Here is a 19326-nt window from a genome sequence, read left to right as displayed (position 1 = left end):
AATTGTTTATTCCAATCGTTTTCTTATATTCATATAGCTACATTCACATTGGATGAGTAAATTTCAGGGGGAGGTTATTTATAAAAAATGAACAAGTTCCTAATAAAAAGAGGCACATAATACTTTCACTGCTATTTTTAGGATGGTGTTTATCCTATCTTGACAGAATGGCAATGAATGTCGGAATTGTGGAAATTGCAAAAGACTTTAATCTTAGTCCGTCTGTAATGGGTGTTGTACTGAGTAGTTTTTTTGCCGGTTATGCATTAATGCAATTACCTGGGGGGTGGCTTGCCGATAAATTCGGTTCCAGAAAGGTCATTGTGATCTCCATTGTTTTATGGTCTTTATTTACCGTTTTTACCGGCATGGCCTGGTCTTTAATGTCGATGATTATTATTCGTTTCATGTTCGGTCTTGGTGAAGGCGGATATCCTGCTGCAAGTTCAAAAGCAATAGCAGATGTCTTTCCAAAGAAAGAACGGACAAGTGCCCAAACGATCATGATGTCATCGAATTCACTTGGAGGTGTGATTGCTCCTTTAATCGCCACCCCGTTACTTGTATGGATCGGCTGGCAAAACCTCTTTTTCGCGATTGGAATTTTAGGTCTCTTTGTTGCAGCCCTACTCTGGTATTATTTAAGTCCGCAAAATATGCAGGTAGAACTAGTTGAGGAAGAAACAGTCCAAAAAGCATCCTTTAAAGATGTGTTAAAAATTCCTACAAGCTGGCAGTTGGCCATTATGTGGTTTGGCGTAAGTACGGTCATTTGGGGGCTTATCTCATGGATGCCGCCATATCTTGTAGATGTGAGAGGCCTTGATTTGATGTCGATGGGGATGCTGACATCCATCCCGGCTCTGGCTGGTGCTATAGGAGTTATCGTCGGCGGGCAGCTGATTAAATCTTTATTAATGGGAAAAGAGAAATACCTTGCGATTATAAGCTTCATCATCATGATCGGATCTCTTTATTTATTATTCAATGCGCCGTCAGTCACTCTCGTTATTATTTACCAATCCATCTGTATGCTTTTCCACGGACCAATTGTAGCGATCATCTTCAGCCTTCCGCATAAATTATTCTCGAAAAATGTGATTGGGTCAACTTTTGGAATGATTAATCTTGGCGGAATGATTGGAGCATTCCTCGCACCAATGGTTATGGGCTATTTAATTGAAGTATTTGATGGAATTTATGCCTCTGCATTTCTGTACATCATTGCCTGTGCCGTTTTAGGAATCATCGCTGCAGCCGGTCTAAAACCGAATCGACCTACTTCGGGCGGAAGAAAGCAGGAAGCTCAAAACTTAGAAACGATTTAAATACCGAATGGACATGCATTGATCAGCCATGTCCATTTTATAAATAGGGAGATTATCAAATGTTATTAGACAATTTAATGAAAAGATTAGATGAAAAAAAGGATCGCATTATTGAAATCCGCCGCTATCTCCATGAACATCCGGAGCTTTCCTTTCAAGAAGAGCAGACAGCCAAGTATATTCAGGAGTTTTATGTTGATGTTCCGGTCGATTCGGTTGAAACAAACTTTGGGGGAGAACGTGGTGTCGTTGTAACGATTCAAGGGGCAAAACCAGGAAAAACAATTGCCATTCGTGCTGATTTCGATGCGTTGCCAATCCAGGAAGAAACCGGTCTGCCTTTCGCTTCAAAAAATGAAGGGGTCATGCATGCATGTGGGCATGACGGTCATACAGCCTATATGCTCGTTTTGGCGCAAACGTTGGCGGAGTTTAAAAATGAATTAAAAGGTACGATTAAAGTAATTCATCAACCCGCTGAAGAAGCGCCTCCAGGTGGTGCGATCGGAATGATCAATGCAGGTGTACTGGATGGCGTTGATGCTATCATCGGAATCCATGTCATGAGCAACATGAAGACAGGTCATATTTATTACAGAAGCGGCAACACGCAAACAGGCAGATCCTATTTTAAACTTGTCGTTCAAGGTAAAGGCGGACATGGATCATCCCCGCATCTTGCAAATGATGCAATTATTGCCGCAAGTTCATTTGTCATGAATCTGCAAACAATCGTCAGCCGCCGCATTAACCCATTTGATACAGCGTCCGTTACGATTGGAAATCTGGACGGGAAAGGTACTTTTAACGTGATAAAGGATTCCGTGACAATCGAAGGTGATGTTCGTACAATGACCCCTGAAACCCGGGAAATAGTAGAAGCTGAAGTTCGTGCTTTTACAGAAGGGTTGGAAAAATCATTTGGCGTCACATGTCATCTAGACTACCTCAACGACTACCCTGTTCTGAATAATCATCCTGTAGTAACGGAACATGTACGTCAGGCTTTGGAGCTGGCACACATTCCTAAAGTGGAGGCCGTTTTAGAAACACCGCCACTGCCGCCTTCAGAGGATTTTGCCTATTATCTTGAAAAAGTACCGGGCTGTTTCTTCTATGTCGGTGCGATGCCAGCGTCAGGTGAAGCATATCCGCATCATCATCCTAAATTTGATATTAATGAAGAAAGCCTCGTTATAAGCGCCAAAGCAATGGCTGCTGTTATCGCTTCTTACTGTGACGGAAACGAAAATTAGAAAAAAGCATAGATCCAGTACACTACCCGCTTATGCCTCTATGCAACTGTTTTATTAAATGTTAGCCAAAAGTGCCCTCCTGATTTTTCAGGGGGCACTTTTGCTTGTAATGTTCGACTTAGACAGATATTGTATAATTTACAATCTACTCCTCATAAAACATTTTATTCCTTTAATACAATAGCATAAGAATTTTCTTACGTTCGGTATATTCTGTCTATAGGAGACACCTCGGTATTGATTGTTACATTTGCGACGAAGTACTTGGAGAGGATAGACATCTATGAAAATAACACGCGTCATTAAATATAATTTACTCCGGCTTTTTCGGCTTAAGTCGGGGCCCCATCAAGTCGCATCAGGGGTAACGATTGGTTTTATCCCTAGCTGGCTTCCTACATTCGGACTCGGCCCCGTTCTTTCTGTCGGTATGGCAAGACTCATGAAGGCGAATACCGTTTCCGCACTTGTCGGCGGTGTTCTAGGCACATTTATTTGGCCTCTGCTTTTCTTTTTAAATTATAAAGTCGGGAGCTTACTACTCGACCGAACTATTAAAGTCGAAGAAGTCGATGAAGTAGAATACATAGATGCGATTGAACATACGTATACTGGATTTGTGAATTCCCATTCGAGCGGATTCACCTTTTTAACAGGGGCCATGTGTAATATAGTGATTTCCTCGATTCTTATATACATCATCGTATATATTATGTTCAAGGCGTACCGGGTGAGGATTTTAAATAAAATTCGATGAGTTTGAAATCCTCAACACTCACTTGGCAGAATTTCGAGAATATTATAAAATTACTTTTTAAAATATAGAAGTAAGCAAGGTGATAACATGCCCTACAGAGGAAGAATATTGGCAACAGGAATCGTTCTCTTATTTAATATAATCCGTTATTTCTACTATCATCAGTATTTAGCTTTGCCCTTTTATTGGACATTTTTTGTTTTAACAGCCATTTTCCTCAGTATCGCATGGTGGGCCGGCAAGCAATTTGATAAGGTCAAATACCTGTCAGAAAGAGATCCGTTAACCGGTGCCTATAACCGCCGTACAGTAGAAGAACACTTTCACAAGGCTGCTAAAATAAGCGATATAAAAAAACAATCATTAGGGGTCATCATGCTCGATTTAAATAAATTTAAAGAAGTAAACGACGTATTCGGTCATCAAAAAGGCGATGAACTGCTCATGCAAGTTACCACAGCATTGGATACATTTGTCGGGAAACATGATTTAGTTGCAAGATGGGGCGGCGATGAATTCGTCGTTGTCGTAGACAATCTGAATGAAGATACAGCTGACAACTATGTCAAAGAACTCCAGCAAGCAATCACACTGAAAAATGCCGGAAACTTCCCAAATGTCGAGGCTTCTGTCGGATATGCGATTTACCCTCAGCATGGAAAGAGTTTTCAGAAGCTTGTCCAAGAGGCGGATGCTTATATGTATAGGGATAAGAAGGAACATTGATGTTGCTGTGATTGTTCCGTAATAATAACTTATATGGAGAAACAATCTACGCTTCTTATCCTAATTTTTATATCACTAAATTTATACTTCAAAAGGCATGTTTTGAATCGAACTTTCAAAACATGCCTTTTTATAATTTAACGTGAATTTTATTTTTAGAACTTTAATCTATCTTCATCCTTCTTTTAAAATCTTCAATTTCGAACGTTTCATTATTTTCTTTAATCCTACTGACTTCACTAAGTAATTCATCCTGTTTAGCATGAATTTTCCTTAACTCTGCCATTTGTTCTTCTTGCTCACATTCTCTCGCATATTCTATCGCACAATCCTTTAATGTATCTGCAAGGTTGTTTATTAGATAATTTTCAAATTTGCCCAGTATGTTCAAATCTAAATATTTCGGACCTATATTGAGTGTTTTTAAAGTATTGTTTAGTTCCGTTTCCTTCTGATTCAATTCATTTATTTGGTGTTGATTATTTTCCAACTTCTGATTTGTTAACTTTTCACTTTTACGAAATAAATAAACAAAAGTCGATATAATGACCACTGTACTTATATAAAATATAATGCCATCGTCAAGATCAACTAATACTAATAAAATTATCGATAAGGTACTTACTAATAATAATTTCATGAAGGAAATCGGAACTGGCTTTTTAAGTTCTATTAAGTTATTTTCAATACATGCTTTATCTGACAGTAGTTGTTGCGCTTGCTTAATTTCACTTAAAACCGACTGCTTATTACTCATTAATTTAACCTCCCAAAATTCCAAGTCATTTACTTAGTTTGGTCGGAACAATAAATTCTAAACATGATATTAAATTAACTAATTGTTACTTCTTTTTTACTTTAATTACCTTCACAACTCCGAAGGTAATTAACAGTATGAAAGAAATGATTAGATCATTATTTTAATATCAAAATAGGTGAATTATCTATCCATAGTCTGTAAAAAAGAAATGTGCCAAAATCCATGATCATAAAGGATTTTGGCACTCATTGAATTCCTGGAGATCGTTAGCTTTCTCTAGTTAAACTTACATCAGCCAAAGTATTTCCCAGTTCTCCATTAATAACTGATAAGCTGCCATCGTTTTCAAGAACGATGGCTTTCACTTCCTTTAAGTCTCCAATTCCATCGTTTCGTACAGACTGGAGTATATCGCCCTCGCTAATTCTTTCCTTTTTCATCGTTTCTCTAAGAAAGGAACCGTTCAAATAGAGCAAGCTCGGCTCTGACTTAATGAGTTTATTGAATTTTTTCCAACGTACAGATGTGAAGGTCAATAAGAATTGCAATAAAATCAACAGGACAAATGCTAACAGCCCCTCTAACAAGCTCACATCTTTATTCAATAAAATTGTAGAGAGTACAGAACCAATGGCTACTGTTACCACTAAATCGAAAGCATTTAATTGGGTTAATGACCGTTTCCCGGAAATCAGCAGAAAGAAGACTAGACCAACATAAGCAAGAATGCCAACCGTGATAATTCGAATAAAACTTTCCAATGTTATCGAGAACATGCTTCTAGCTCCTCTCTGTAATAATTAGCAACTTAAGTAGGCATTCATAAAAAGTAGGTTATAGATTCTTATTAAACATTCTCCTAACTACTTAAGTTGCTGAATCTACTTTTTATATACCCCACTCACCATACTTTTTAGCTAAAAATGCAAATTTGCCATTCCCTAAAAAAATTCGGTTAGCTGGAGTTAAAAGGAAATCGTCATCTGATTATAAAAAAATACGATTCATTTTCATTGGAATGCAGTATTGGATAATAAATTTATCTACAACCATGCATACTACAGATGAGGTGGATTAATGACGATTGTACGATTAGGATATGTTGCGATGAGTATGGAGCTGAAAAATGCTTCTCCCTCTCAAACGATGACGTTTACACAGTTTCAAAAAATTAAGGATCGGGAAGCGGCCATACGAAAATTAGAGCGGATTGCACTGAAAAATTTAGAAAATACATTTAGGTTATTAAAACATAATGTCTTTAATGAAATTCATTTCTATCGGTTAACCTCTCGATTGATTCCTCTAGCTAACCATGAAGAACTGCCTGATTGGAATTATATAAAACCCTTATTAGAGAAGTTAACTGAAATTGGTGAGTACGCAACAAAACATAATATACGAATTGACTTTCATCCAGACCATTTTGTCGTTGTGAATTCACCTAAAACAGAAGTAGTCAAAAACTCTATAAAAACGTTAAAGATGCATTATTTATTGTTAAGGGGAATGAAAACAGATCCGACACACCGATGTGTTCTTCATGTTGGTGGGAACTATAAAGAAACCGAGAATTCCCTGGAGCAATTCGTTGACAATTGGATGGATGTTCCAAGAGCCATTCAAAAGATGATTATCCTTGAAAATGATGATACTTCTTTTACAGTTGATGATACGCTCTATTTGTGTGAAAAATTAGACATACCTCTTGTATTTGATTATCATCACCATCTCGCTCATCATTACAATGAAAAATGGAATGATAAGTGGGACCGAATTGTCGCTACTTGGAAGGATTCCCCGTTGCCAATAAAAATGCATATTTCAAGTCCTAAAAGCGAGAAAGAATTCCGCCATCATTCCGATTATGTGGACGTAGAAATGTTTTTCAGATTTTTAAATGAAATCAAAGGAACAGTACCGGAAATACATTGTATGATTGAGGCAAAAAAGAAAGATGAAGCGTTATTTCATTTGATGGAGGAAATAAAACTTCGTGAAGATGTAGAAATCATTGATGGTTCATCTTTTTATTTAAAGTGATTAGAACTGGCACTAAATATACAATAAGCCCCCACCTCCGCTAGTGTTGGGGCTATTTGACGATTACCATCCTTTTCGCCGGACACCTGAGATTATGAATGAAAAGGGATCAAACATTCAAAATTACTTTGCTAAACAAATATGAGAAATATAAACACATTTAAGTTAGGATAGCCCTCTCTAAAAGGGGAATCAATATAAAAAAGAAAGGAGATGAATGGATGAAAGAACGAATAATCAAGTGGTTGTTGGTTACGGGGTTTGTATTTTGTTTTTCTATAACAGCTATCTTGAGCGTTTATGCAGCAGATGGCGCAAGGCAATTGTTGAAAGCTGACTTACAGGAAAATGCGGAACGAGACTTATCTGACCTTAAAGCAGAAACGGAAAATTCCGAGCAGGATCCTGAGCAGCCTGTTGACCTAAGAATTTTACAACAACGGTATCCAGAAATATTTTTCATAAAAGGTCCTACAGATCAAAAACGAATTGCTCTGACTTTTGATGATGGTCCTGATTCTCGATTTTCAAATGATGTATTAGATGTATTAAAACGGTACAATGTCCCAGCAACATTCTTCGTATTAGGTTCAAAAGCCGTCGCTAACCCTGAGATTGTGAAGCGAATGCAAAACGAGGGTCATGTAATCGGAAATCATACCTACGCCCACCCTAACCTTGTCGAGGAAGCTGACCTCGGAACGCTTGAGAGGGAAGTAACGAAAACGGAAGATGCTCTTAACGAGATTCTTGGCTATCGGACAAAATTATTTAGACCACCTTATGGCTTCCTATACAATGAATTAGTCGAAAAGCTTGGGAACATGAACGATTACGTAATTGCCTGGGATGTTGATTCATTGGATTGGCAGGAAGATCCGCCTGAAGTTATTGCATCGCGAGTAGTAGACAGCATTCATCCAGGCGCGATTATTCTCATGCACGATGGTGCAGAATCGTCTGGGGATCGAACGAATACAATCTTATCACTCCAACAAATTATTCCACAACTGCAAGAACAAGGCTATGAATTTGTCACAGTTCCAGATTTGTTGAGTATTCCTTTTGAGAAATAAAACTGAATTTACCTGTATTACTATATGGGGTACTACTATCAAGAATATTAAAAAAATGATAGCACCTTTCAAACAACAATTGCTTGAAAGGTGCATTTTCTTACTTCATTTTTAAAACAGGCTTAATAACTGAACCATTTTCTGATTCTTCAAATGCCTGATTAATTTGTTCAAAATCATAAAATTTTACCATTCGATCAAATGGAAATTGTCCTTTTTTATAGTAAGAAATCATTTCCGGGATAAATTTTTTTGGAATGGCATCGCCTTGACTTGTTCCTACAATGCTGCCGCCTTTTAGTGCCAAGATTTCCAAAGGTATATTAAGGCTAAAATCAGTAACAACAGTAGCTATTTTTCCAAAAGCATCTAATGATAGGATTGCTTGTTCAACTACCATATCTACTCCAGTCGTATCAAGTACATGCTGCACTCCTGTCCCACCAGTAATTTCTTTGATCATTTCCGCAACCTTTACATCCTTGCCACTTTTTATAGTAGCTGTCGCACCCAACTCTTTCGCAAGTTCTAAGCGATTTTCATGGAGATCAATGGCAATAATATTTTCGCAACCTGCAATTTTAGCAGCCATAATTCCACTTAATCCAACAGCCCCAACTCCAAATACCGCAACAGAACTACCTTTTTCAGGTTTTAGTACATTTAAAACAGTGCTTGCTCCAGTTTGTAACCCACAGCCTAAAGGAGCAGCCAATGCCAAGTCCATATCCTTGTCAATTTTCACGACATTTCTTTCATGGACAAGTGAGTATGTCGCAAATGAAGATTGTCCGAAGAATCTGGACACCAATGTATTCGTATCTTGATCAATATGACTATTTAAATTCAGTTCGGCATAATTTCTGCAATGTGCAGGGTGATTCGCTTTACAATTATCGCATTCTCCGCAACTTGCAAATGAGACAACCACATGGTCTCCTTTTTGCAGTTCCGTTACTTCAGACCCCACCTCTTCAATAATTCCAGCGCCTTCATGACCAAGAACGGAGGGTGGATTGACCATACCCGTGTCTCTCCCGGAAACATCAGTATGGCAAATCCCAGATGCTACTACTTTTATGATTACTTCTTTTGTACCTATTTCAGGCAATTCAACATCACTGATTTCAAAAGGTTGTCCCGTTTTAGGAGTTACTGCAGCTTTTATTTTCATAATGATATTCTCTCCTTGTATTAAGTTCTTTTAATAGCAGTTCTCTTTTTACTATCTTAAAAGATACTTAAATATTTTGTTTCACAATGCCAAGTTTATGGGGGCATGTAGAAGGTTTTCAATCTCGGTTCATGTTTCTTCAAAAACGCGATTTAACCTTCTCTCTAACTCCGTTTCCCCACCGATATAAAAGTAAACTGTCATTAATTAGGGAGAAATCAATAAAAGAAACCTTTACCATATAATATTCTCGAGCAAAAAAAGACGCTTTCTTAAAAGAAAGCGCCTTCGCATGTTCTATAGAGGTATCAGGGAGTTATCCCTTTATCCGTTTGTTTTATTTAGTTAATGTACGATGTTAATGAAGCATAATCGAGCCGCCATCAACCATCAATGTTTGACCTGTTATATATTTAGAGTCTTCCGAAGCTAAAAAGACAGCAGCGCGTCCGATATCTTGTTCCGGATCACCGAATTTACCCATCGGAATACCTGCAAGTACACCTTCATAATATTCCGGCTGTGCTTTCGCCCATGCTTGTACACCCTCTGAATTAGCGATTGGTGAAATCAGGTTCGCTGTAACACCATCCGCACCAAATTCATTTGCTACAACACGCGTAATCCCGCGAATCGCTTCTTTCGCTGCGGCATAGGCAGCTTGTGTTTTATGCCCTTTTAACCCGGCACCTGAAGCAAAGTTAATAATATTGCCGCGTGTTTTCTTTAAATGTGGAATAGCCGCCTGCATTAAATACCATGTAGGATAGAAGCCTGTATCCATTGACAATGCCAAATGTTCTGGTGTTGTTTCAAGGAATGGTACCTGTTTAGAAGCATGTGCATTATTTACCAACACATCTAAACGGCCATATTTCTCGACAACCTGTTCCACGACATTTTTTAGTTGATCATGCTTAGTTAAATCAAATTCAATAAAGCTAGATTGTGGTGAGTGTTGCTGTAAATCCGCTAATACGTTTGCGCCTGCTTCCGGATTAAGATCAACTGCCACAACAATGGCGCCCTCTTTTACCATTGCACGCCCCATACCAGCGCCAATACCGCCAGCACCACCTGTAATGATCACTACCTTGTCTTTTAATTTCAATACAATTTCTCCTTCTCAGAAAAATCACAAACCTAACGTGATTGTTCCCAGTATCGTTAATAAATTTTTGTTACTAACAAATTAAATATACAACTGCATCATTTTAGAGGCAAATTATCAATCTAAGTTATTATGCCCTATCTGGACCAATGCTATTACAGAAATTCGCTTTAATCTAAATCATTCAATGTCAATTCCTGATCTGGAGTAAAGCTGGCATATTCATAAATTTCTTCTCCGTTTTCCACACTGCGATACCCTACCTCAGTCAGATAATAATTAATGGATTCATTATTCAGTAACTCCTGTATGGTCTTGCATTGTTGCAGCATTTGTTCTTTTGTCAAATCGCCTTTTTCAATCTCAAGCATTATGTGCATCGGCTTGGGTGTTTTTAGCTTCGGTGTCCATGCCTCGGCAACATTGTCGTATACACCCACATCAGTAGACACTGAATTAACTTGCGGTACTTCTCCTTGAAGAAGTGTTAAAATATACTGCTCTGCTTCTGCGCTCAGCTTGTTGGATACCTCTTTGTCTATGTTCGTTTCATGAATAGTATCACTAAAAACTTCATAAGGCTCCATACCAGAGACATAAAACGTATACGTCGTTTCAACTGCCAGCGAATCCTTTTTCACTACTTCAAACTCATACGTGACATCCGTCCAACCGTACCCTACCTGTTTTATCTCAAAGGCCATGTCTGGATAAGTTTGTTGTAAAAATGTTTCCAGGCTCTCCTTTGCTCTTTGTTTATGCACTGTATTTCCGCTCATTTGCATGTAAGCGAATACTAGGACACCAATTAATAAAACAGCAATCACGCTATATAGTATTTTCTTTTTCATATTAATTTTCCTCTCTTATTTTAAGAATGCAAAAGCCGATCGCAATGCCGATAAAAGTAAATATTAAATGGACAATCACGGCTGTGAGTGCGATGAAAAAAGCTTCCGAAGAACTGTTTGCATAAAATAATCCGAACCAGTCCGTCATATACAACAGACAGTTCCAAATGAAATTCGGTACCCCTGCAAGCAGAACGGCAATAAGAATTGAACGGTAAAACATATACGTAACTGCGCCCAATAAGGCATAGGTCAGGATAAATCCACTATTGTTATTCATCACGGTCGTCCCCATCGCCAATATAAAGGCAATCGCAACAAAGAAAATCTGTATCGTTGTCAGCTTCAGCGTGATTTTCCGAATCATTTTTTTAGAGCCACCACCCTGTTCTACTTCCACAGGTAGCGGAATTTGAGATTGTTCTGCAATCTGGCGGCATTCTTGGCAACTTTTCAAGTGTTCTTCGACAAATTGTTTTGTCCCTAGCTGAAGCAAATCTTCCTCATATAAAGGTAAAAGGTCTTGTATAATCGGACATTCCTTATTCATAAAGTCACCTCCATTAATTTTTGAATCTTTAATTTCAGCCGGTGAAATGTCACCCGCGCATAGTTCTCCGATTTACCAATTAAGACACCAATTTCTGCAAAGCTCAGTTCTCCGTATATACGCAGCAATACAATTTCCCTTGAGGCATCATCTAATTTTGAAATATGATGTAAAAGTGTTCTCGTGTCTTCATTGAGTTCTGCCAACTCTTCTATTGATTGCATTTCAGTTTCCGGAATCGCTGCGAGTTTTTGCATTAAGCTTTGCTGATACTTGTTTTTCCGGTAATATTTTTTTAACAAATTCCCCGCAATTGCGAATATCCATGTCGACAAGGTGGAATGTCCATTAAAGGAGCCAATGCTTTTACAGGCCTCATAAAAGGTATCGTGGCAAAGATCTTGAGCAGTCATCCGATTTCCTGTCTTGGATAAAAAAAACGCATAGAGTTTTGGATGAATTTGTTCATATTGTTCCTCTAGCTTGTTCATAACTGCCCTCACCTTCTTGTTGTTCGTAGTATTAATACCATGACCTTCTATTTCGTTACAGATTATTTTAAAAAATTTTTTTATTAGTGTTTCCGTAGATTTCTTAAGCCAGGCGCAGATATATTATGACTCCTGATTAGTATCGGAGTAAAAGCTCCCATGAACAGCAAAAAAAAGAGAACTTCGGTTCATTACCGAAATCCTCTATTCCAATTACTCTAAAAAAGGTACATGCTTTCAGGTTACGGAACCTCTAATACTAGCACTAGGTGAAGCTCTTCCTTGTGCTTTTAGCCAACTCCTCTTATGATAATCGATCTGAAATCGTCTTCACGGCATCCATGTAAACTTGTGACTCTTTCTCGTTGTTCATAACAACACCTCTTATAGCCCCTACTGTCTGAGATCTAAAATGATTCATAAAACATAGCTCAACATCATTAAGATCAATTTCATTCGCCCCCTATGAAAAGAGCGTAATCCTTACAACAGATAGCGCTCGCTCCTTGAAATACTAGAGTTCACCCGAGTGTAGTAGGTAAAATATAGCAGTAGAGAATACAATTCCATTACTATTCTATTACTAGTTTTGTAAATAATCGTAAGGAAAAAGAGCGAATTTCGTTAACATAATCTTTATTAAGCTATACATATATCTATATATTCTATTAACATCCCTTTTCTAAAATAAATATGAATCATATTTTAGATAGGAGATGGAGAAATGAGCAAAAAATTATTAGTGGGAACAGGTATGGCCTTATCGTTATTATTAAGCCCATTCAGTCAATCATTTGCAGAAGAACCAACAGTAGGTGAAAGAAAACAAGTGAGTAATGTAGCACACCGTGGTGCAACAGCTTATGCACCTGAAAATACGATTGCCGCTTTTGATCTAGCAGTTGATATGAAAGCCGATTATATTGAAATCGATGTTCAACGAAGTAAAGATGGTGAATTAGTATTGATTCATGATACAACGGTAGATCGTACAACAGATGGAACGGGAAAAGTTGGAGATTTAACATTTAAACAGCTTAGAAGTCTTGATGCAGGTAGTTGGAAAGGGGAACAATTTACAGGAGAACCAATCCCAACATTTGAAGAAGTTCTAGATCTTTACCGTGGAAAAGTTGGAATTTTAATAGAATTAAAGGCCCCAGAGCTTTACCCTGGTATTGAAGAACAAGTAGCAGCAGCATTAATAGAACGAAATCTCGATAAACCACAAAATGAAAAAATCATTATTCAATCTTTTAACTTTGAATCAATAAAAAAAATGGATCAGCTTCTTCCTCAAGTTCCAATCGGTGTATTAACTTCTAACCGAGCAGATACAACATTAGAAGCTTTACAGGAATTTTCAACTTATTCGGATTGGTTTAACCCAAGTTATGGAATTGTGACGGAAGAATTAGTGAATCAAGTTCACTCTCTTGGAATGCAAATTGGTTCATGGACGGTTCGTAGTCAAGAAGCAGCAGACTTCCTATTTGAAATGGGCGTTGACGCAATCATTTCTGATTATCCGGATTATGTAGATCCTAGAAACTAATATTCCTGTAAAATAGTTCAAGAAAAGGAGTAGTTGCTACTCCTTTTTTATTTGGATTTTTTAGAATAAGAAGTCGAGCTTTCCAACGCAATTGAGCGACTCTTTAAAGAAAGTCGCAGTCACATTCGAATTCACGGAACACTAGGCTATTCAGGGCCTTCTCATATTGCAATTTTTGATGACCGCTTCCCACTCATATACGATATGAATTTCCTGCTTATTTAGGAATTGATCCATTACCAGGTAAACAGAAGTGTACAATGAAGCGAGGCCGAATTAAACGCGCATTTGTTGAAATACAAAGGATATTGAGCGCTTTTGTTTATATTTTGGCATAAAAAAATCACCCCTAAAGTTAGTTTTAACTTTGGGGGTGCAGCACCAAGGGTTGGTTTTTTGCATAACTAAAAAAATGCCAGGCACAGTTCCATTAGGAGCATATATTTTAATTTTACTTAGGAGGTTATTAGCCAGCTCCTCTTAAGATAATCGATCTGAAATCGTCTGCACGGCATCCATAAATACTTTAACAAATGCTTCGCGGTCCACATCATGCAATACATGCACGTTTGGTTGATTGCCTGTTGAATTGTGTAAATCTACGACTGTTGCACCTGTTGTAATACCTTCCGTCGACATTTCTACATAGTAGTCTGTTCCTTTGAAAAACTCAGGATGCAGTAAATACATGATAGCAGAAACGTCATGGAAACGGAGCACATCGGCGTAATGCGGCTCACTAAAAGGTGTTGGTTTCGCTACGTCCAAGTAGTATGTCACAAGATCATAAGCCTTTTGGGCAAACTCTGTACCAATGTCTAGAATTTTTTCCGCCTCTGTTTGTGTGACGAATGCTTTGTGCGTCACATCCAAACCGCACATGCTCATCGGTACGCCTGATTGCATCACAATTTGAGCAGCATGTGGATCTACAAAGGCGTTAAATTCGGCAACGGCTGTTTTATTGCCACCTTGAGCTGCGCCACCCATCCATGAAATCGTTTCAATGTTATCCTTTACTTCTGGGTGAGCGAGTAATAATGCCCCGACATTTGTTAAGGGACCTGTCGCAACAATCGTTACCTTCTCCTCACTCGCTAAAATCGTTTCACGCATAGCTGCAACTGCTGGACGGACATTTGCCGGTATGTCCACCTTCGGAAACTCTACTTTTCCAAAACCAAATGCACCATGAATCTCCTCTGCTACTTCAAGCTTGCGGAACATCGGCTGTTCAAGCCCTCGTGCAATCGTCACGTCTTCTCCAATATAATGTAAAAATGCATGGGCATTGTAATTCGCCTTACTTTGCGAAATATTTCCAGATGCAGTCGTTACTAAACGAATATCAAAAATCTCTTTATTGGCAAATGCTACAGTTAGCATCATTGCATCATCAATACCTGGATCTGTGTCAATAATTAACGGTCGTCTTATCATGCTGTATTCACCTAATTCTTTCATTTATAGTCTCAGTATTATTATAGACAAAAATAAAATGAAAAGCTTCCCGATAGATGTTTGCTCAGAAACCGATAATGGCTGGAATTCTTCTAATATCGCTTTGGCCATAAATACCTGGGACAGACTAGATTTGATTTTGAAAAATTATTAAAGAAGGTGTTATTCAAAGGTAATAAACCATCAGATAACACCTTATCATAAATAAACGTTGATATAATGCCATTTCTGATTACTATAAAAATATGGAGACGGCGGTGGCTCATCAAAACTTATTTGATACTTCTCTGCTACTAAACTCCAATCTATTTCAACTCATGGATTTAGACATATGCTTGTTCATTACTATTTGAGGCTGGAGCGGAGATTAAAAAGGTACAGGATCGTTTAGGACATTCGGATATGAAAACTACGATGGATATTTATGCTCATGTTTCTTTGAGTGCAAAAGAAGATACTATTCTAAAGTTTGAAGCTTATCTTCAATAAGTTCTTGTTAAATAAAAATAAAATGCCAAAACATGATAAATGTACTTGGCATTTTAGACATTTTGTTTTAAAACACAATTAAGAACTATACTACAAGAGAAAATTGAATTTCTTTCTTACTAGCTTTTTAGTGAATCTTAGTCACGTAATTCTAATTCATTTTCACTAATTTTACTCATATCTCAAAAGTCAGGCCTTGTTAACTCTATATAGTTGGTTTCAATTTTTATCTTAGAAAACTTCTCTTTTAAAGTTTTATACATTTGCTCACTAGACGTTGTAAAAAAGATTTGTTCTCCTTTAGAAGCAAATTCCCCAAGTAAATCTAAAAAACATGCTACCTGTCCTTCATCCATATTCGCTACTGGCTCATCAAACATTAATACCTTTGGAACATTTGTTGCAGAAAAATGAAGGGCTAACAATATAGATAACGCAATTGCTGTTCTTTGTCCTGTACTAAGCTCATGGGGTTTTGATAGTTGATCATAGTGTTTCCTCTTTAGCAAAATACCCTCTGGTACAACAACAATTTCTTCAAATTCGTTTGAAGCATGCAATAACTTGAAATATTTATTTATTTTTTCAATATTTTGATTTACAATTTCCTCTGCATAAGAAGATAATGCTCTTAGACCATTAATTCCGTCTACAGCTTCTTTTACATGGTTCAAAGAGACTTTTAATTTCTCAATTTCTTTTTCTGTTTCCTTCATTCTTCTTTGATAATATTCAGGGGAATCAAATTCATTAACTAAGTTCTTAAATTTGATATGTGCCTCTTTGAACAAATTTAGCCAGGTTACTATTTTCATATCTTCAGGTATTGTAAAATAAGCTGAACCTGCTTTTATCAATTGTACAACATTGTTTATTTCTTTTAAGATTTTACTCTTCTCTTCAAATATTTCCTGATTTTCAATTTTCTTCCCAAAAATTCTTTTTTTGTCAAGTAAATATTTATGAGTTGTATCCTCTAACTCTTTCAACTTAGCTTCAAGATTCGCTTTCTGTCGTAATTTTTCATCTCTTGACTCTTTCAAATAACTAATAAATTGTTTTAAATCTAAATATGCATTTAAAAATAATGTATTTGTATTCAAAATATGTTCTGCTTCATTAATTTTTTCTAATGTAAACCCTTCATTTGCTAATATGGAGAGCTGTTCTTCCGTTTTTTGAAGTTCGCTTTCAGTCTCGTCGTAGTTACCAATTACTGCTTTCATTTGCTGTAAATCTATGGTGAAATCTTTTCTCGTCAATCCTTTTATCTTGCAAGCTTCTTCATATAATGCCAAAAAATTCTGACTGTCCTCATGTCTAGATAGCTTCAACCTAATAGTTAATATATCATGTTCAAGCTCTCTCTTTTCTTTTAATATAGAAGCAATCCCTTTTTCTTTTTTTGTACTTACAGTCATTTGTATTTGCTCAATTAATTTACTCTTAGATATTGAGCTTGTTCCACATAATGGGCAATTTTGACTAGAGGAATCAGCATATTCTAAATATTCAATACCCAAATCTACAAGTTTTAATTGGATTGATTCCATCTTATTAAATAAATTTTTCATTTCTGATTCATTTTGCGCTAAAGTCTGGTACTGATTTTCGTAATCTTTAAGCGCTTCTTTAAGATGCTTGATTTCCTCAGTTTCCAATAAAAAAATTATATCCAGTTCATGCACCTTTTGATAAGACTTTTTATTAACTTGGATAAAGTAAAGATATTGTCTTATTTGTTGTTCATAGGCACTTAATTCTTTTACCCTTGATGCAATCCTTTCATTTAAAAGTATAGGGGATAGCAGTTTGCAACTTTCCAATGTCTCTTCAATATATTTAATCTCTTTGTTTTTTTCTTTTATTTCCCTTTCAGTTTGAATAGTTTTCTCTTTTATTTCTAAGTTAGAATCGTTTAACTTTAGAAAAGCTTGCCTGTCTTCTTCTATTTCATCCGAAATACTACTTATACTGCTTAATAGAGACTGCCTTTTCTGCATAATTTCTAAGTATGTTTTATTATTCTCAACATAAATATTTTGATCTACAGTTTCAATGTGCTGTAATAAAAGTTCGAAAAATTCTAAAATCTCTTCTTTATTTGTTTTCAATCTCTCTAAATATCGAACATTTATGTTCATCTTTTGTAAAAGTGATAAAGTGTTAGACAACTTAACATTATACTGAGATGAGTTTTCTTCAGATGCCCATTGTTTGTACATACTATAGCTCGAAAGCCTATCTTCATACTTTTTAGTTAATTCATTCAATTGATTTTCAAAAGCATCTTTATATCGTAGCCAGTTTTTCTCCATGACAATAACTTGGTCACTAAATAGAAGTCTAGAAAACTTATCTATGTAGTTGGAATCTTTTCTCTTCGCAGGGTCGACTGATTCCTCAAGAGCAAATTTGTAAGCAGAATAAGTATCAAAGAAATTGAACCGAAAAAATTGGTCATTTAACATTACCTTCCCAGTTCCAGAAGAAGTTCCGTACCAAAAAGCTTCTAATTTCTTAAGCATGTCCGTTTTTTTACTTGATGAAAGTACCGTTTGTCCATTCTGAGTAGTACAAATTACTTCAGTACTCATATTTTTATATGTTTTATCTTTATAATCCGTAACACTTCTAATTTCATTTGTTATAGCAAATTCAATTGCTTCTAATAAGGATGATTTACCAGTTCCATTCTTACCATAAATAATATTTACTTGTTTAAATTCCACAGAGTTATAGTTTATCGACGAACGAGGCCTAAATTCATGTAAATAAACCCCATCTATTTTATGAATAATCGGTAGATCCTCACCACCATTAGCAACCTTCAGACCTTTTTTTATTGCTAATGAATTAATACTACTAGATAAAAATGATTCACCTTCTATATAATTATTAACTTTTGTATTAGAAAATTTCTCAGTTAGGATACCCGTAAGCTTAACATTTTCTAGTTGTAATAACCAATCATGTATAGGATTTAATAACATTATGATAGCTCCTCTTTGTTGTATGTTTCATTCATTGTATTTAAATTTTATCTGAACTGTCCTGTAAATGTTAGACACCAAACTATTATTTAGAGGGCAATTCATACATAAATGAACAATTTGTATATTTAAAAGACTTGTCCTGAATCCTTATAATAATATATCGGCTGGCTTTATTTATTAAAAATTATATTGGTATTTAACAATTATTAAATTTAGTTAATTCTCTATTAGGTTACAGTTGCTGTATTTAAAACTTAAATACTCAAAATGTCAACAGATCCATACTTGGACCTCAATATGCCCAGAATTCACCTGGTTTATATTCACTTATAAGTTTATTAACATCACAAATTTTCAGCCCATGTGCGTGAGTTAATAAGTGACGAATGGTTACCCCTTCATTCATGAACAGATGTGAATCCTCTATACTTTTTTGGGATTTCTATGATTTCTATAAACAGAATGAGGAAGAATATATTATTAAGGAACAATGATTACTGAATGGTTTATTGAATGCTGGAATAAGGCAGGTGGAAAAGAATTTAATTTACCAGTTTATTTTGGTTTCCATGATGAAACCATTACATTACACTAAGTAATGCAAAAATTGGAAAATATGAATCCCTTTAAGTTTGAACTTGAATTGTATATTACAATCATATTAAGGGAAATAAAAGGATTGTGTCCGGTACAATACCGAAT

The 19326-nt window shown here is 36.3% G+C and carries 16 protein-coding genes and 1 pseudogene; 8 read left to right on the top strand and 9 right to left on the bottom strand.

Annotated elements, in window-relative coordinates; translation table 11 throughout:
- Nucleotides 1-80 precede the first annotated feature (80 nt).
- The 4 genes from AC6CH1_RS13205 to AC6CH1_RS13190 all read left to right on the top strand — a co-directional run bounded on the left by AC6CH1_RS13205 (nucleotide 81) and on the right by AC6CH1_RS13190 (nucleotide 4067).
- Nucleotides 81-1328, top strand: coding sequence for an MFS transporter (locus AC6CH1_RS13205; protein ID WP_251690247.1), 1248 nt, complete (start codon nucleotides 81-83; stop codon nucleotides 1326-1328).
- A gap of 59 nt (nucleotides 1329-1387) precedes the next feature.
- Nucleotides 1388-2584, top strand: coding sequence for a M20 family metallopeptidase (locus AC6CH1_RS13200; protein ID WP_498317932.1), 1197 nt, complete (start codon nucleotides 1388-1390; stop codon nucleotides 2582-2584).
- A gap of 283 nt (nucleotides 2585-2867) precedes the next feature.
- Entirely contained in the window at nucleotides 2868-3341 is a 474-nt protein-coding gene (locus tag AC6CH1_RS13195) for a DUF2062 domain-containing protein (RefSeq protein WP_251690249.1), read from the top strand.
- Between the two features lie 108 nt (nucleotides 3342-3449).
- Nucleotides 3450-4067, top strand: coding sequence for a GGDEF domain-containing protein (locus AC6CH1_RS13190; protein WP_498317930.1), 618 nt, complete (start codon nucleotides 3450-3452; stop codon nucleotides 4065-4067).
- Between the two features lie 163 nt (nucleotides 4068-4230).
- Here AC6CH1_RS13190 and AC6CH1_RS13185 read toward each other — a convergent pair whose 3' ends face one another.
- On the bottom strand, nucleotides 4231-4824 hold the full coding sequence (locus AC6CH1_RS13185) for a hypothetical protein (RefSeq protein WP_498317928.1): 594 nt from the start codon (nucleotides 4822-4824) through the stop codon (nucleotides 4231-4233).
- A 269-nt stretch (nucleotides 4825-5093) separates the two neighbouring features.
- Nucleotides 5094-5603, bottom strand: coding sequence for a DUF421 domain-containing protein (locus AC6CH1_RS13180; protein WP_498317926.1), 510 nt, complete (start codon nucleotides 5601-5603; stop codon nucleotides 5094-5096).
- A gap of 301 nt (nucleotides 5604-5904) precedes the next feature.
- Here AC6CH1_RS13180 and uvsE point away from each other — a divergent pair, with 301 nt between their 5' ends.
- Nucleotides 5905-6870 (top strand): UV DNA damage repair endonuclease UvsE, encoded by a 966-nt coding sequence (uvsE, locus tag AC6CH1_RS13175; RefSeq protein ID WP_498317925.1) that lies wholly within the window; start codon nucleotides 5905-5907, stop codon nucleotides 6868-6870.
- Nucleotides 6871-7091: 221 nt separating this feature from the next.
- Nucleotides 7092-7946: a polysaccharide deacetylase family protein gene (locus AC6CH1_RS13170; protein ID WP_498317923.1), complete on the top strand. Its 855-nt coding sequence runs from the start codon at nucleotides 7092-7094 to the stop codon at nucleotides 7944-7946.
- Nucleotides 7947-8046: 100 nt separating this feature from the next.
- Here AC6CH1_RS13170 and AC6CH1_RS13165 read toward each other — a convergent pair whose 3' ends face one another.
- The 5 genes from AC6CH1_RS13165 to AC6CH1_RS13145 all read right to left on the bottom strand — a co-directional run bounded on the left by AC6CH1_RS13165 (nucleotide 8047) and on the right by AC6CH1_RS13145 (nucleotide 12123).
- The gene (locus tag AC6CH1_RS13165) at nucleotides 8047-9120 is read right to left on the bottom strand and encodes an NAD(P)-dependent alcohol dehydrogenase (protein ID WP_498317921.1); all 1074 of its coding nucleotides are present in this window, start codon (nucleotides 9118-9120) and stop codon (nucleotides 8047-8049) included.
- A gap of 358 nt (nucleotides 9121-9478) precedes the next feature.
- Nucleotides 9479-10231 (bottom strand): SDR family NAD(P)-dependent oxidoreductase, encoded by a 753-nt coding sequence (locus tag AC6CH1_RS13160; RefSeq protein WP_251690256.1) that lies wholly within the window; start codon nucleotides 10229-10231, stop codon nucleotides 9479-9481.
- A 170-nt stretch (nucleotides 10232-10401) separates the two neighbouring features.
- Complete coding sequence (locus AC6CH1_RS13155; protein WP_251690257.1) at nucleotides 10402-11082, bottom strand: YfjL-like protein; 681 nt, start codon at nucleotides 11080-11082, stop codon at nucleotides 10402-10404.
- A 1-nt stretch (nucleotide 11083) separates the two neighbouring features.
- Nucleotides 11084-11632, bottom strand: coding sequence for a zf-HC2 domain-containing protein (locus AC6CH1_RS13150; protein WP_251690258.1), 549 nt, complete (start codon nucleotides 11630-11632; stop codon nucleotides 11084-11086).
- Nucleotides 11629-12123 carry an RNA polymerase sigma factor gene (locus tag AC6CH1_RS13145; RefSeq protein WP_251690259.1) on the bottom strand — a complete coding sequence of 165 codons (495 nt, stop codon included), beginning with the start codon at nucleotides 12121-12123 and terminating at the stop codon, nucleotides 11629-11631. Before AC6CH1_RS13145 ends, AC6CH1_RS13150 begins: the two co-directional genes overlap by 4 nt.
- Before the next feature lie 724 nt (nucleotides 12124-12847).
- On the opposite strand from AC6CH1_RS13145, the gene AC6CH1_RS13140 reads away from it, so the two are divergent.
- Nucleotides 12848-13678: a glycerophosphodiester phosphodiesterase gene (locus tag AC6CH1_RS13140; RefSeq protein ID WP_251690261.1), complete on the top strand. Its 831-nt coding sequence runs from the start codon at nucleotides 12848-12850 to the stop codon at nucleotides 13676-13678.
- A gap of 480 nt (nucleotides 13679-14158) precedes the next feature.
- Here the strand turns inward: AC6CH1_RS13140 and AC6CH1_RS13135 are convergent, their stop codons facing one another.
- Nucleotides 14159-15118 (bottom strand): nucleoside hydrolase, encoded by a 960-nt coding sequence (locus AC6CH1_RS13135; RefSeq protein ID WP_498317918.1) that lies wholly within the window; start codon nucleotides 15116-15118, stop codon nucleotides 14159-14161.
- A 319-nt stretch (nucleotides 15119-15437) separates the two neighbouring features.
- Here AC6CH1_RS13135 and AC6CH1_RS13130 point away from each other — a divergent pair.
- Nucleotides 15438-15628: pseudogene (locus tag AC6CH1_RS13130) on the top strand (tyrosine-type recombinase/integrase); the annotation flags it as partial.
- 182 nt (nucleotides 15629-15810) lie between these two features.
- On the opposite strand, the gene AC6CH1_RS13125 reads toward AC6CH1_RS13130, so the two are convergent.
- Entirely contained in the window at nucleotides 15811-18621 is a 2811-nt protein-coding gene (locus tag AC6CH1_RS13125; protein WP_498317916.1) for an AAA family ATPase, read from the bottom strand.
- Nucleotides 18622-19326: the final 705 nt, after the last annotated feature.

It is taken from the genome of Solibacillus sp. GQ1, assembly GCF_059758555.1.
The sequence above is the reverse complement of the archived record's forward strand: the minus strand, read 5'-3'. Positions and strand labels throughout refer to the sequence as shown.